Origin of the sequence: Klebsiella sp. B345 (genome assembly GCF_051131735.1) — a bacterium.
Lineage (GTDB): Bacteria > Pseudomonadota > Gammaproteobacteria > Enterobacterales > Enterobacteriaceae > Klebsiella.
On record NZ_CP180443.1, the window covers coordinates 255822 to 270382 of the forward strand.

Annotated in this window: 12 protein-coding genes and 1 pseudogene; 11 read left to right on the plus strand and 2 right to left on the minus strand. The window is 58.5% G+C overall.

The features are described from left to right. The first annotated feature begins 24 nt into the window (after nt 1–24). Nucleotides 25–1515 (plus strand): SmvA family efflux MFS transporter, encoded by a 1491-nt coding sequence (locus tag ACMYSO_RS01240; protein WP_434668868.1) that lies wholly within the window; start codon nt 25–27, stop codon nt 1513–1515. Between the two features lie 2 nt (nt 1516–1517). On the opposite strand, the pseudogene ACMYSO_RS01245 reads toward ACMYSO_RS01240, so the two are convergent. After that, nucleotides 1518–2406: pseudogene (locus ACMYSO_RS01245) on the minus strand (IclR family transcriptional regulator domain-containing protein). A 121-nt stretch (nt 2407–2527) separates the two neighbouring features. On the opposite strand from ACMYSO_RS01245, the gene ACMYSO_RS01250 reads away from it, so the two are divergent. From ACMYSO_RS01250 to benD, 7 genes are all read left to right on the plus strand, one after another. Beyond that, entirely contained in the window at nt 2528–3694 is a 1167-nt protein-coding gene (locus ACMYSO_RS01250) for a muconate cycloisomerase family protein (RefSeq protein ID WP_434668869.1), read from the plus strand. Nucleotides 3695–3714: 20 nt separating this feature from the next. Next, nucleotides 3715–4005, plus strand: coding sequence for a muconolactone Delta-isomerase (gene catC / locus ACMYSO_RS01255; protein WP_123754244.1), 291 nt, complete (start codon nt 3715–3717; stop codon nt 4003–4005). 78 nt (nt 4006–4083) lie between these two features. Beyond that, complete coding sequence (catA, locus tag ACMYSO_RS01260; protein ID WP_434668870.1) at nt 4084–5010, plus strand: catechol 1,2-dioxygenase; 927 nt, start codon at nt 4084–4086, stop codon at nt 5008–5010. Nucleotides 5011–5150: 140 nt separating this feature from the next. Continuing rightward, nucleotides 5151–6533, plus strand: a complete 1383-nt coding sequence (locus tag ACMYSO_RS01265) for a Rieske 2Fe-2S domain-containing protein (RefSeq protein WP_434668871.1) — start codon at nt 5151–5153, stop codon at nt 6531–6533. Then, nucleotides 6533–7018 (plus strand): benzoate 1,2-dioxygenase small subunit, encoded by a 486-nt coding sequence (benB, locus tag ACMYSO_RS01270; protein ID WP_434668872.1) that lies wholly within the window; start codon nt 6533–6535, stop codon nt 7016–7018. The genes ACMYSO_RS01265 and benB overlap by 1 nt, the downstream gene beginning before the upstream one ends. 9 nt (nt 7019–7027) lie before the next feature. After that, nucleotides 7028–8041, plus strand: a complete 1014-nt coding sequence (gene benC, locus ACMYSO_RS01275; protein WP_434668873.1) for a benzoate 1,2-dioxygenase electron transfer component BenC — start codon at nt 7028–7030, stop codon at nt 8039–8041. A gap of 9 nt (nt 8042–8050) precedes the next feature. After that, nucleotides 8051–8824 (plus strand): benzoate diol dehydrogenase BenD, encoded by a 774-nt coding sequence (gene benD / locus ACMYSO_RS01280; protein WP_434668874.1) that lies wholly within the window; start codon nt 8051–8053, stop codon nt 8822–8824. Here benD and yddG read toward each other — a convergent pair. Beyond that, complete coding sequence (gene yddG / locus ACMYSO_RS01285) at nt 8821–9699, minus strand: aromatic amino acid DMT transporter YddG (RefSeq protein ID WP_434668875.1); 879 nt, start codon at nt 9697–9699, stop codon at nt 8821–8823. The two genes, benD and yddG, sit on opposite strands and share 4 nt — an antisense overlap. Before the next feature lie 223 nt (nt 9700–9922). On the opposite strand from yddG, the gene fdnG reads away from it, so the two are divergent. The 3 genes from fdnG to fdnI are packed head-to-tail and all read left to right on the plus strand — an operon-like array spanning nt 9923 to nt 14527. After that, nucleotides 9923–12970, plus strand: coding sequence for a formate dehydrogenase-N subunit alpha (fdnG, locus tag ACMYSO_RS01290; RefSeq protein ID WP_434668876.1), 3048 nt, complete (start codon nt 9923–9925; stop codon nt 12968–12970). An 11-nt stretch (nt 12971–12981) separates the two neighbouring features. Next, entirely contained in the window at nt 12982–13866 is an 885-nt protein-coding gene (gene fdxH / locus ACMYSO_RS01295) for a formate dehydrogenase subunit beta (RefSeq protein WP_434668877.1), read from the plus strand. Further along, a complete protein-coding gene (gene fdnI / locus ACMYSO_RS01300) occupies nt 13859–14527 on the plus strand; it encodes a formate dehydrogenase-N subunit gamma (protein WP_434670883.1) in 669 nt (222 codons plus the stop codon). Before fdxH ends, fdnI begins: the two co-directional genes overlap by 8 nt. The last annotated feature ends 34 nt before the right edge of the window (nt 14528–14561 follow it).

The window sequence follows — 14561 nt, forward strand, 5'->3', positions numbered from 1 at the left end:
TTTGGAAGTGTGAGGAAGAAAGAGATGTCCCGGCAATGGTTAACGCTCGTGGCGATTCTGTTGGTTTATCTGCCGGTGGCGATCGATGCCACCGTGCTGCATGTCGCAGCGCCCACGCTCAGCATGTCGCTGGGCACCAGCAGCAATGAGCTGCTGTGGATCATTGATATTTACTCGCTGGTGATGGCCGGCATGGTGCTGCCTATGGGGGCGCTTGGCGACAAAATCGGCTTTAAACGCCTGTTGCTGCTCGGCAGCGCTATTTTTGGCGTGTCATCGTTAGCGGCGGCGTTTGCGCCCAACGCGCCGGCGATGATTGCTGCCCGGGCGCTGCTGGCGATTGGCGCGGCGATGATTGTCCCGGCGACCCTGGCCGGCATCCGCAACACCTTTTCTGAGGCCCGTCATCGCAATATGGCGCTCGGCCTGTGGGCGGCCATCGGCTCCGGCGGCGCCGCCTTTGGCCCGCTGGTGGGGGGGATCCTGCTGGAGCATTTCTACTGGGGGTCGGTGTTCTTAATCAATGTGCCAATCGTGCTGGCGGTGATCGCCTTCTGCGCCCGGATGGTGCCATCGCAGCCCGCGCGGCGCGAACAGAAGCTCAATATTACCCAGGCGCTAATGCTGATTGCGGCGATCCTGATGCTGATTTTCAGCGCTAAATCCGCGCTGAAAGGCCAGATGGCGTTGTGGATGACCGGGCTGGTGGCGCTGGCGGGTGCGGCGTTGCTGACCTGGTTCGTGCGTAAGCAGCTCTCCAGCAGCAATCCGATGGTTGATATGCGGTTGTTTACCCATCGCATTATCTTGAGCGGGGTGATGATGGCGATGACCGCGCTGATCACCCTGGTGGGATTTGAACTGTTGATGGCCCAGGAGCTGCAGTTTGTCCACGGTAAAACGCCGTTTGAAGCCGGGCTGTTTATGTTGCCATTGATGCTGGCGAGCGGGTTTAGCGGGCCGATAGCCGGGATAATGGTGTCGCGTCTCGGCCTGCGCCAGGTGGCAACCGGCGGCATGCTGCTCAGCGCGTTCAGTTTCCTTGGACTATCGGTAACGGATTTCAGCACTCAACAGTGGCAGGCGTGGGGGCTGATGATCCTGCTAGGCTTCAGCGTCGCCAGCGCGCTGTTGGCATCCGGTGCGGCGATTATGGCGGCCGCGCCGAAAGAGAAAGCGGCAGCGGCGGGGGCCATTGAAACCATGGCCTATGAGCTGGGAGCGGGTCTGGGGATCGCGCTGTTCGGCCTGATCCTGACCCGCAGCTACAGTTCATCGATTGTGCTGCCCGCCGGGGTGGAAGGCCAGGCGGCGACCCAGGCCGCATCGTCCATCAGCGAGGCCATTGCGCTGGCTCAATCGCTGCCCGCGATTCCAGCACATTCGCTGATTGAGGCCGCCAAAACGGCATTTATCAGCGCCCACAGCGTGGTGCTGTTGACCGCCGGGGTGCTGCTGCTTTTGCTGGCGACCGGTATCTGGCGCAGCCTGGCAAAAGCGCCGGAGATGCAATAAGCCTACAGCTGGAGAGACAGTTCCATCGCCGCCCGCCGCAGCGGGGCCAGCGCTTTCTCCCGCAGCGCGGCGGCGCTCATGGCGGGGGCGGGAACGCCAACGTTCAGCGCCGCCACCACTTGACCACTGCGCGACAGCAGCGGGACAGCCAGCGAACAGAGTCCTACCTCAATTTGCCGGTCGGCCAGGGCATAACCCTGCATCCTGACCCTGGCAATTTCCTCGCGTAATCCCGGTAAATCGCAGACGGTATGCGGGGTGTAGCGAATTAAATTTGCACGTGACAATGTCACTTCTAGCTGTTCTTCCGGCAGGGCGCTGAGCAGCACGCGCCCCATCGACGTGGCCCACGCGGGAAGGCGACTGCCGCGCCCGATGTCGACGCTGAGCAGATTGTTGACCGCCGCTCTGGCGATATACAACACGTTATCCCCGTCGAGGGTTGCTGCGGAGCAGGATTCGCCCAGCGACTTGCCGAGAGTATCCAGTGCGGTTTGCGCCACCTTTGCCAGCGGCGTACCGGCCAGATAGGCGTGACCCACCGCCAGCACTCGCGGCAGCAGTTCGTAACTCCGTCCGTCCGGGCTGTGCACCATCCCCAGCGCCGCCAGGGTGTACAGGCAGCGACGAACGGCGGCGCGGGAAATTTGCGTTTTCTGACTGAGCTGCGAGATGGTCAGCCGCTGACGCTGGGGAGTAAAGGCATTGAGAACTTCCAGCCCGCGCGCCAGCGACAGCATAAAATTGGGGTCATGTTCGGCCTGCCTGGCGCTGAGGGTGGTTGGCGGTGTTGCGCTCATTGAATTCCTCTCCATTCGAAGACAAAAGCTCACGGGGCACCACTATACCGCGCGTAAAAATAGCGGTGATGGAATGTGCCTGTTTTCCCACTCGGATCACATTATTAACCTCAATTTAACAAGCGCGTCGATAATCGCACAACATTTCGATTATCGCCGTTGACCATTTCACTGGCTCCCCCCTATTGTCAAAGGCATCGTCACCCCTCGTTATGAATGGGGATACAAAAAGTTATGTATTTAACCCTCAGGAACAGAACATGAGTGCAACCGTAGAACGCATTGAAAGCTGGCTGGTTGACCTGCCGACCATTCGTCCGCACAAACTCTCCATGACCACCATGGGTTGCCAGACGCTGGTGATTGTCCGCATTACGCGTTCTGACGGCATATGCGGGATCGGCGAAGCGACCACCATCGGCGGCTTGAGCTACGGCGTAGAAAGCCCGGAGGGGATTGCCTCGGCCATCACCCATTACCTGACGCCACTGCTGAAAGGCCAACCGGCAGATAACCTCAATGCTCTGACGCAGCGTATGAACGCCGCCATCAAAGGTAACACCTTTGCCAAATCAGCCATTGAAACCGCGCTGCTGGATGCCCAGGGCAAGGCGCTGGGGCTGCCGGTGTCGGCGCTGTTGGGCGGTGCGTTGCAGACCTCGCTGCCGGTGCTGTGGACCCTGGCGAGCGGCAATACCGATAACGACATTGCCGAAGGTGAAAGGCTGCTGGCCGAACGCCGTCACCAGGCGTTTAAGTTAAAGATTGGCGCCAGAGATCTCGCGACCGACCTGCGTCATACCCGGGCGATCGTTGAAGCGCTGGGCGACCGTGCCAGCATCCGCGTCGATGTCAATCAGGCCTGGGACGCCACCGCGGCGGCGAAAGGCTGTCGTGAGCTGGCAGCCATGGGAATCGATTTAATTGAACAACCGGTCAGCGCGCAGGACAACGCGGCGCTGGTGCGCCTCAGCCATCACATTGAGACCGCAATCCTCGCGGATGAAGCGGTGGCGACCCATTACGATGGTTATCAGCTGGCGCAGCAGGGCTTTAGTGGCGCCTACGCGTTGAAAATCGCCAAAGCGGGCGGCCCGGCCAGCGTATTAGCGCTGGCACGCGTGGCGCAGGCGGCGGGTATCGGCCTGTACGGCGGCACCATGCTGGAAGGGACCGTCGGCACGGTGGCCTCGCTCCACGCCTGGTCGACGCTGCCGCTGCAGTGGGGCACCGAAATGTTTGGCCCGCTGCTGCTGAAAGACGACATCGTCAGCGTACCGCTCTCGTTCGTGGACGGTCAGGTCGCGCTGCCGCAGACCCCGGGTCTGGGCGTCACGCTGGATGAAGATAAATTGCAGTTCTACGCCCGCAAAGCGTAGTGCATCACAGGAGAAAACCGATGCTGTTTAAAGTGGATATGACCGTCAATATTCCGCTGGGCTATCCGGCCGATGAAATTGACGACATTAAGCAACGTGAAAAAGCCTATTCGCAGCAATTACAGCGTGAGGGCAAGTGGCGCCATATCTGGCGAGTGGCAGGACTGTACGCCAACGTCAGTATATTCGATGTGCGTGACGCCGAAGAATTACATCAAATTTTAATGGGTTTGCCGTTATACCCGTTTATGGAAATACGCGTCGAGGCATTGTGTCGCCATCCCTCCTCAGTACGCGAAGACGATAGCTAATTAATAATAAGAAACCTCACGCCGGTTATTCCGGCGTACACCCTACAAGCAACCTGCAAGCAATAAGTGAGAATCACAATGAAAAATTCTTTCGTACAACAAGACGCCGTGCAGAAATTATTACGTGAAAGTGCTGGGTTAAATGTGCCTGGTGGTAATGAGCGCTTTAAAGCCATTGTGCACCGGGTGCTGGAAGATATGTGTAGCCTGATCGACGATTATAATGTGACCCAGGAAGAGTTCTGGCATGCGGTGAATTATCTGCATGAACTGGGTGGTCGTCAGGAGGCCGCACTGCTGGCCGCAGGTCTGGGTCTGGAGCATTTCCTCGATCTGCGTCAGGATGCCATTGAAGCCGCTGCGCACCAGGAAACCGGCACGCCGCGGACCATCGAAGGGCCGCTGTATGTGGCCAACGCTCCGCTGGCCGACGGGCACACGCGGATGGATGACGGCAGCGATGCCGGCGAAGTGATGTGGCTCCACGGCCAGGTGCGTGATACCCAGGGTCGCCCGGTTGCTAACGCGATCGTTGATATCTGGCACGCTAACACCCTCGGCAACTATTCATTCTTCGATCAAAGCCAAGGGGAATATAACCTACGTCGCCGGATCCGCACCGGTGCCGATGGCCGCTACAGCGTGCGCAGCATTATGCCTTCCGGCTACGGCTGCCCACCGGACGGCCCGACCCAGAAGCTGCTCGACCAGCTGGGGCGTCACGGTAACCGTCCGGCGCATATTCACTTCTTCGTCTCCGCGCCAGGCCACAAGCATTTAACCAGCCAGATTAACCTGAATGGTGATAAGTACTTGTGGGACGACTTTGCCTTTGCGACCCGCGACGGCCTGATTGCCGACCCGGTGAAAATCACCGACCGTGAGCTGATTGCCCAGCGCAAACTCGACGGCGAACATACCGAAGTGTGCTTCGACTTTACGCTGTGCAAGGCGCAAAACGCCGACCAGGAACAGCGTATTAGCCGCCTGCGCGCGCAGGAGTAACCGCCGGCACACCCCGGGCCGCTGCGCCCGCTGGTGAATCTTGTTATCGCCCGGCCCGTATCTCGCGGCCGGGGATATTCCCGAATGAATTATTCTCTCTGAACTCATTGATTCCTGAATTCTGCAGGAGGGCGAAGCTCATGCAAAAAACATTCACCTTGTTAAAAGATAAAATCAGCAATGCCTTAATTGTTGATCGCCACAATCATATATATCGCTGCCACCGTTCGATCTTCACCGACGAGCAATTATTTGATTTTGAAATGAAGCATATATTTGAAGGCAACTGGGTATTTCTTGCCCATGAAAGTCAGATCCCGGAGCCGGGCGATTATTTTACCCTGACACTGGGGCGCCAGCCGGTGATTATTACCCGGGATAAAAAGGATCAGCTGCATGCTTTAATTAACAGCTGCGCCCACCGTGGCGCGATGTTATGCCGCCGCAAAACCGGCAATAAAAACTCATTTACCTGTCCATTCCACGGCTGGACCTTCAGCAATAACGGCAAATTGCTGAAAGCCAAAGATGAAAATACCGGCGGCTATCCCGACAGCTTTAAACATGAAGGATCGCACGATCTTAAAGCCTTGCCGCGCTTCCAGTCGTATCGCGGTTTCTTATTCGGTAGCCTCAGCGAGGACGTGCAGCCGCTGGAGCAGTATCTTGGCGAAACCTGCAAAATTATCGACCTGATGGTCGACCAGGCTGAGGAAGGGCTGGAGGTCCTGAAAGGCTCCTCGAGCTATGTCTACGAGGGTAACTGGAAGCTGGGGGCGGAAAACGGCGCCGATGGTTATCACGTCAGCGTGGTCCACTGGAACTACGCTTCCACCATGTCGCGCCGCAACTACGAGGCGGAAGGTACCCATTCCGTCGATGCCAACGGCTGGTCGAAGAGCCTTGGTGGTGGTTACGGCTTTGAAAATGGCCATATGCTGCTATGGACCCGGGCGCTGAACCCGGAAGTGCGTCCGGTGTTTGCTCACCAGGCCCGCTTACAAGCTGATTTTGGCGAGCTTCGCGCCGACCAGATGGTCAACGAAACCCGCAACCTGTGCCTCTATCCCAACGTCTATTTAATGGATCAGTTCTCGACGCAGATCCGCGTGATCCGCCCGATTGCCGTCGATAAAACCGAAGTCACCATCTGGTGTTTCGCCCCCAAAGGGGAGTCGGACCAGGCGCGGGCGTTGCGTATCCGCCAGTACGAAGATTTCTTCAACGTCAGCGGCATGGGGACGCCGGACGACCTCGAAGAGTTCAGCGCCTGCCAGCGCGGCTATCTTGGCGAGAACCTGGCGTGGAGTGACCTCAGCCGCGGGGCGCTGCACTGGGTCGATGGCCCGGATGAGCACGCACAGTACGCCGGCTTTACCCCGCTGCTGAGCGGCGTCAAATCGGAGGATGAAGCGTTGTATATCGCCCATCACCACCACTGGCAAAACGTGATGCTGGCGGCGCTGGATAAAGAACAGCAGCGCTACGAGCAATCCATTACCCAACGCGTGGAGGTGGTGTGATGCTGAGCCTCGAACACGTTCGCCAGTTCCTCTATTACGAAGCCCGCCTGCTGGACGACCGGCAGTGGGACGAGTGGCTGACCTGCTACAGCCCGAAAGTGGTGTTCTGGATGCCGGCCTGGGGCGACGACGATAAGTTGACCCGCGACCCGCAGCGCGAAATCTCGCTGATCTACTACCCGAACCGTGACGGGCTAGAAGACCGCGTGTACCGGATTAAAACCGAGCGCTCCGGCGCCAGCACGCCGGAACCGCGGACCACCCATATGATCAGCAACGTGGAGCTCCTTGGCGAGAATCCGCAGGGCATCGAGGTGCGCTACAACTGGGTGACCTACAGCCACCGCTACCAGCACACCGATGCCTATTTTGGCTCGACCTGCTGCACCCTGACGGAAGTGGACGGCAAACCGCAGATCCTGCGCAAAACGGTACGTCTCAACAACGACTACATTCGCCAGGTGATTGACGTTTATCATATTTAAGAGGTGGTTATGTTTACTATCGCACTCAATTTTGAAGATGGCATCACCCGCTTTATCCACTGCAATGCCGGGGAAAAGGTGCTGGATGCCGCCTATCGTCAGAAGGTCAATCTGCCGATGGACTGCTCCGACGGGGTCTGCGGCACCTGTAAATGTCACTGCGCCAGCGGCGAGTACGGCATGGGCGATGACTATCTGGAGGAGGCGCTGAGCGAGGACGAGGCCGATGCTCGTCAGGTGCTGACCTGCCAGATGGTGCCCACCAGCGACTGCATCATTGATGTCCCGGTGGCGGCGGCGCAGTGCAAAACCGCCCTGACCAGCATTGGCGCAGAGGTCGTAGAGGTCACGCTACTATCGGATACCGCCATTGAATTGGTGGTGAACCTGGACGAGGCGCTGGCCTTTTTACCGGGGCAATACGTATCGATTCAGGTGCCGGGAACCCCCCACAGCCGCGCCTATTCCTTCAGTTCGCTGGCCGGCGAGCGCGAAGGGCGCTTCCTGATCCGTAATGTGCCCGGCGGCATGATGAGCCAGTGGCTGACCCAAAAGGCACAGCCGGGCGATCGCCTGACCCTGAGCGGCCCGATGGGCAGTTTCTACCTGCGCAACGGCGAGCGTCCGCTGCTGCTGCTGGCGGGCGGTACCGGCCTGGCGCCGCTGCTGTCAATGCTGCACACCCTGGCGCTGCAAGGCAACACCCGCCCGGTGACGCTGCTGTACGGCGTGACCCGGGACTGTGACCTGGTGAAAATCGAAGCGCTGGAGGCGTTTGTCGGCCAGCTTCCGGGCTACCGTTGGCTGCCGGTAGTGGCCGATGAGCACAGCGCCTGCCCGCAGCGTGGCTTCGTCACCGAGCACCTTGATGAGGCGATCCTCAACGACGGCGATGTGGATATTTACCTGTGTGGCCCGCCGCCGATGGTTAACGCGGTGTCCACCGCGCTGCGTGAACGAGGGATTAACCCTGCCGGTTTCTGGTACGAGAAATTTAACGCCAGCCAGAGTGCGGCGGCATAAGGAGTGGATATGCGTTTTCAAGATAAAGTGGTGGCGATCACCGGCGCCGCGCAGGGTATCGGGCGTCAGACCGCCGAGCAGGCCGCTCGCGAAGGGGCGAAATTGTTGCTGATTGACCGTTCGGGCTATGTCCACGAGCTGGCTGCCACGCTGGCACAGCAGGGCAGCGAGGTGCTGGCCCTTGAAGCAGACCTTGAGCAGTGGGAGAGCACCGAGCAGGCCTTTGCCAGCGGTGTCGCCCATTTCGGTCGCCTCGATGTGGTGATCAACAACATCGGCGGCACGATTTGGGCGCGACCGTTCGCCGAGTATCAGCCGGAACAGATCGAAAAAGAGATTCGTCGTTCGCTGTTTCCCACGCTGTGGGGCTGTCGGGCTGCGCTACCGTGGATGCTAAAACAGGGGAAAGGCAGCATCGTCAACGTGTCGTCTGTGGCCACGGCCGGGGTTAACCGGGTGCCATACTCCGCGGCGAAAGGTGGCGTGAACGCGCTGACCCGATCCATTGCTATGGAGTACAGCCGCAGCGGGATCCGTATCAACGCCGTGGCGCCGGGCGGTACCGATGCCCCGGCGCGGATGACGCCGCGCAACAGTGAAACGCCGACGGCGCAGGAGCAGGTATGGTATCAGCAGGTGGTCGATCAGACCGTCGACAGCAGCCTGATGCATCGCTACGGAACGCTGGCGGAACAGGCTAACGCCATCCTGTTTCTCGCCAGCGATGAGGCCAGCTATATCACCGGCGTGACGCTTCCGGTGGCCGGCGGCGACCTCGGCTAGCGCCGGGTGGCGGACCAGCAGAGCAGGGAGCCGGCGCAGACCATGCCGGCCCCTTGCCAGAATGACCAGGATAACGCCGCGCTGAGCAGCACCGCCGCCAGCGCCGACGAGAGCACCGGCGTGAAGTAGGAGGCGGCGGCCAGCAGGCTGACGTTGCCATTGAGGATCCCGACATTCCAGGCGGCATAGCCGAAGCCTAACGCCACGGCACACATCACCAGCTTAATCACCACAGGCCAGCTGAACAGCATCGGCGGTTGATCGCTGAACAGAAATTTCAGCCACAGGGTCAGGGCGGTTAATAAGACAAACAGGGTAATGCCGTTGTGACCTTTCGCATATTTGGCGGTGACCGTGCAATAGGTCGCCCAGATAAAGGCGCCAATAAACGCCAGAATATAGCTCAGGGGGCTGGAAATCACGTTGCGGGAAATTTCATCAACATTCAGGCCGTGCTCACCGCCTAATACCCAGACAACCCCAAGTAGCGCCAGCAGCAAGCCGGGAATAATCAGCCAGTTTGTTTTTTGGCGATTAAACAAAATGGCAAATAAAATGGTCAGGCTGGGCCAGAGATAATTCACCATGCCCACTTCAATGGCCTGCTGGCGGCTGCCGGCAAAGCCCAGTGACAGTGCCAGACACAGCTCATAGCTGACGAACAGCACGCTACCAGCCAGCAGATAGGGGCGCGGGATCTGCCGCAGTCGGGGAAAACCGACGGTCACCAGCAACAATAATCCGCTTAGCGTATAAATCATTGCTGCACCGCCCACCGGGCCTAACCCTTCGCTGACCCCACGAATTAAACCGACCATTGTGCTCCATAGCACAATGGCGGCCAGGCCGATCAGCGTTGCTTTTTTCTTTTCCATGTCCAACCAGACAGCAATATTTATCAAGAGTCGATTTATAACATTTTTTTATTCGCGGTGGTCCCTATTTTCCATTCGGCGTAATACCTAGGGAGTAAGCAACTCCGACGCCCCTGACTATTAAGGGGGCGTCGCTTTTCGACATTGATTTGACGCAAAAAAAACGCCGACATTGCTGTTAATTTCCCTGGCGATAAATATGCATTCTGAAGGGAGAAAACCAATGGACGTCAGCCGCAGAAGGTTTTTCAAAATCTGCGCAGGCGGTATGGCCGGAACCACTGCTGCCGCGCTGGGCTTTGCACCCAAAATGGCACTGGCTCAGGCGCGAAATTATAAATTATTGCGTGCCAAAGAGATCCGCAACACCTGCACATACTGCTCCGTGGGCTGCGGGCTATTAATGTATAGCCTGGGCGACGGCGCGAAGAACGCCAAAGAAGCGATTTACCATATCGAAGGGGACCCGGACCATCCGGTCAGCCGGGGGGCGCTCTGTCCGAAAGGCGCGGGGCTGCTCGATTACGTGCACAGTGAAAACCGTCTGCGTTATCCGCAATACCGCGCACCTGGCTCAGATAAATGGCAGCGTATTTCGTGGAATGAAGCTTTCGATCGCATCGCAAAATTGATGAAGGACGATCGCGACGCCCACTTTGTTGAGAAAAACGAGCAGGGCGTGACGGTCAACCGCTGGCTGTCTACCGGGATGCTGTGCGCCTCGGCAGCCAGTAATGAAACCGGCATGCTGACGCAGAAGTTTGTGCGCTCGCTCGGCATGCTGGCGGTAGACAACCAGGCGCGCGTCTGACACGGACCAACGGTAGCAAGTCTTGCTCCAACATTTGGTCGCGGTGCGATGACCAACCACTGGGTTGATATCAAAAACGCTAACGTCGTGATGGTGATGGGCGGCAACGCCGCTGAAGCCCATCCGGTAGGATTCCGCTGGGCGATGGAAGCGAAGAACAATAACGATGCCACGCTTATCGTCGTCGACCCGCGCTTTACCCGCACGGCTTCGGTCGCCGATATCTATGCGCCGATTCGCTCCGGTACCGACATTACCTTCCTGTCGGGGGTGTTGCTGTACCTGATTGAAAATAACGCCATCAATGCCGAGTACGTCAGACATTACACCAACGCCAGCCTGCTGGTGCGCGATGATTTTGCCTTCGACGATGGCCTGTTCAGCGGCTATGACGCGGAAAAACGCCAGTACGACAAAGCCTCATGGAACTATCAGTTCGATGAAAACGGCTATGCCAGACGCGATGACACCCTGACCCATCCACGCTGCGTGTGGAACCTGCTGAAAACGCACGTTTCCCGCTACACGCCAGAGGTGGTGGAAAACATCTGCGGCACGCCAAAAGCCGATTTCCTTAAAGTGTGCGAAGTACTGGCCTCCACCAGTGCGGCGGACCGGACCACCACCTTCCTGTATGCCCTTGGCTGGACGCAGCATACCGTCGGGGCGCAGAACATCCGCACCATGGCGATGATCCAGCTGCTGTTAGGCAACATGGGGATGGCGGGGGGCGGCGTCAACGCCCTGCGCGGACACTCCAATATTCAGGGCTTAACCGATCTCGGTCTGCTGTCGACCAGCCTGCCGGGTTACCTGACGCTGCCGTCGGAAAAACAGACCGATCTGCACAGCTGGCTGACGGCCAATACCCCCACCGCAACCCGGGCCGATCAGGTGAACTACTGGAGCAACTATCCGAAGTTTGCGGTCAGTCTGATGAAATCGTTCTACGGCGATGCGGCGCAGAAAGACAACGACTGGGGCTTTAATTGGTTGCCGAAATGGGACCAGGCCTACGACGTTATCAAGTACTTCAACATGATGGATAACGGCGACGTGTCGGGATATATCTGCCAGGGCTTTAATCCGGTGGCCTCGTTCCCGGACAAAAACAAGGTCGTGCGCAGCCTCAGCAAGCTGAAGTACATGGTGGTTATCGACCCGCTGGTGACCGAAACCTCCACCTTCTGGCAGAACCACGGTGAGATGAACGATGTGGACACGGCGGCGATTCAGACCGAAGTGTTCCGTCTACCTTCTACTTGTTTTGCCGAAGAGGACGGCTCGATTGCCAACTCCGGTCGCTGGCTACAGTGGCACTGGAAAGGTCAGGATGCGCCGGGCGAAGCACGCAACGACGGCGAGATTCTGGCTGGTATTTACCACCGTCTGCGCGAGATGTATCGCCGTGAAGGCGGCAAAGGCGCCGAACCGCTGCTGAAGATGAGCTGGAACTACCATCAACCCGAACATCCGCAATCGGAAGAGGTGGCGAAAGAGAACAACGGTTACGCCCTGGCAGACCTTTACGACGGCAACGGCACGCTGTTGGCGAAAAAAGGCCAGTTGCTGAACAGCTTCGCGCTACTGCGGGATGACGGCACTACCGCGTCGTCGTGCTGGATTTACAGCGGCAGCTGGACGGCGCAGGGCAACCAGATGGCGAACCGCGATAACGCCGACCCGTCGGGACTGGGCAATACCCTGGGCTGGGCCTGGGCCTGGCCGCTCAATCGTCGGGTGCTGTATAACCGCGCCTCGGCGGATATCAACGGCAAGCCGTGGGACGCCAAACGGATGCTGATCCAGTGGGACGGCAGCCGCTGGAGCGGCAACGATATTCCGGACTTCAATAACGCCGCGCCGGGCAGCAACACCGGGCCGTTTATCATGCAGCCGGAAGGGCTGGGGCGTCTGTTTGCTCTCGATAAACTGGCCGAAGGGCCGTTCCCGGAACACTACGAGCCGATGGAGACGCCGCTGGGTACCAACCCGCTGCATCCGCAGGTGGTCTCCAGTCCGGTGGTGCGTCTGTACGAGGAAGATGCCCGCCGTTTAGGCAAGAAGGATCGCTTCCCGTACGTCGGGACCACCTATCGCCTGACCGAGCACTTCCACACCTGGACCAAGCATGCACGGCTCAATGCAATTGCCCAGCCGCAGCAGTTCGTGGAAATCAGCGAAGGCCTGGCGAAAGCGAAGGGGATTGCCAACGGCGATCGTGTGACGGTCAGCAGCCAGCGTGGTTTTATTCGCGCGGTAGCGGTGGTGACCCGGCGTCTGCGGACGTTGCAGGTCCACGGTCAGGAGGTCGAAACCGTCGGCATCCCGCTGCACTGGGGTTATGAAGGGGTGGCGCAAAAAGGCTATATCGCCAATACCCTGACGCCAAACGTCGGCGATGCCAACTCGCAGACGCCGGAGTATAAGGCGTTCCTGGTCAACATCGAGAAAGCGTAAGGAGCGACTTTATGGCGATGGAAACACAAGACATTCTCAAACGCTCCGCCACCAACCCGATAACGCCCGCGCCTCGTGTGCGGGACGATAAGGCGGAAGTGGCCAAGCTTATCGATGTGACCTCCTGCGTGGGCTGTAAAGCCTGCCAGGTGGCCTGCTCGGAGTGGAACGATATCCGCGACGAAGTGGGGCACTGCGTCGGGGTGTACGATAACCCCGCCGATCTGAGCGCCAAATCCTGGACGGTGATGCGCTTTAGCGAAACCGAGCAGAACGGCAAGCTGGAGTGGCTGATCCGCAAAGACGGTTGCATGCACTGCGAGGATCCCGGCTGCCTGAAAGCTTGTCCGTCCGCCGGGGCAATCGTGCAATACGCCAACGGCATTGTCGATTTTCAGCAGGATAACTGTATCGGCTGCGGCTACTGCATTGCCGGCTGTCCGTTCAACGTGCCGCGCCTGAATAAGGCCGATAACCGGGTCTATAAATGCACCCTCTGCGTGGATCGCGTCAGCGTCGGTCAGGAGCCGGCCTGCGTGAAAACCTGCCCGACCGGCGCTATTCATTTCGGCAGCAAGAAAGAGATGCTGGAGGTGGCGCAGGCGCGGGTCGACAAGCTTAAAAAACGCGGCTATTTGCAGGCGGGGCTGTACAACCCGCCTGGGGTGGGCGGTACCCACGTAATGTATGTGCTGCACCACGCCGACCAGCCGGAGCTGTACCACAACCTGCCGAAAGACACGCAGATTGATACCAGCATTAACCTGTGGAAAGGGGCGCTTAAGCCGCTGTCGGCGGCGGGCTTTATTGCCACCTTCGCCGGGCTTATCTACCACTACATCGGCATCGGCCCCAACAAGGAAGTGGACGACGATGAGGAGGAACATGATGCATAAATCGAAAATGATAGTGCGCACGAAATTTATCGACCGCGCCTGTCACTGGACGGTGGTGATCTGCTTCTTTCTGGTAGCGCTGTCGGGAATTTCGTTCTTTTTCCCGACGCTACAGTGGCTGACGGAAACCTTCGGGACGCCGCAGATGGGGCGCATTTTGCATCCTTTCTTCGGGGTGGCGATCTTCCTGGCGCTGATGCTGATGTTCGTGCGCTTTGTGCAGCATAACATTCCAGACAAGCAGGATATCCCGTGGCTCAAGGGTATCGTCGAGGTACTGAAGGGCAATGAGCATAAGGTGGCCCGCGTAGGCAAATATAACGCCGGGCAGAAGATGATGTTCTGGACCATCATGAGCATGATTTTCGTGCTGCTGGTGACCGGGGTGATTATCTGGCGGCCCTACTTTGCCTCGTATTTCCCGATCCAATTGATCCGCTACTGCCTGCTGATCCATGCGACCTCGGCGATTATTTTGATTCACGCCATCCTGATCCATATGTATATGGCGTTCTGGGTCAAAGGGTCAATTAAGGGAATGGTTGAAGGGAAGGTGAGCCGCCGCTGGGCGCAGAAGCACCACCCGCGCTGGTACCGTGACGTCGAACGTCTGGAAGCGAAAAAAGAGAGCAGTGAAGGGAGCGCCTCCCGGCGTTCCTGATCGTTATCTTTTGGCCTTCACGCCGCGCGTTCCG

Coding starts and splice junctions, on each gene's coding strand:
- catC (WP_123754244.1), top strand. CDS start 3,715: ATGCTGTTTAAAGTGGATATGACCGTCAATATTCCGCTGGGCTATCCG.
- ACMYSO_RS01240 (WP_434668868.1), top strand. CDS start 25: ATGTCCCGGCAATGGTTAACGCTCGTGGCGATTCTGTTGGTTTATCTG.
- ACMYSO_RS01250 (WP_434668869.1), top strand. CDS start 2,528: ATGAATGGGGATACAAAAAGTTATGTATTTAACCCTCAGGAACAGAAC.
- ACMYSO_RS01265 (WP_434668871.1), top strand. CDS start 5,151: ATGCAAAAAACATTCACCTTGTTAAAAGATAAAATCAGCAATGCCTTA.
- benC (WP_434668873.1), top strand. CDS start 7,028: ATGTTTACTATCGCACTCAATTTTGAAGATGGCATCACCCGCTTTATC.
- fdnI (WP_434670883.1), top strand. CDS start 13,859: ATGCATAAATCGAAAATGATAGTGCGCACGAAATTTATCGACCGCGCC.
- fdxH (WP_434668877.1), top strand. CDS start 12,982: ATGGCGATGGAAACACAAGACATTCTCAAACGCTCCGCCACCAACCCG.
- benD (WP_434668874.1), top strand. CDS start 8,051: ATGCGTTTTCAAGATAAAGTGGTGGCGATCACCGGCGCCGCGCAGGGT.
- benB (WP_434668872.1), top strand. CDS start 6,533: ATGCTGAGCCTCGAACACGTTCGCCAGTTCCTCTATTACGAAGCCCGC.
- yddG (WP_434668875.1), bottom strand. CDS start 9,699: ATGGAAAAGAAAAAAGCAACGCTGATCGGCCTGGCCGCCATTGTGCTA.
- catA (WP_434668870.1), top strand. CDS start 4,084: ATGAAAAATTCTTTCGTACAACAAGACGCCGTGCAGAAATTATTACGT.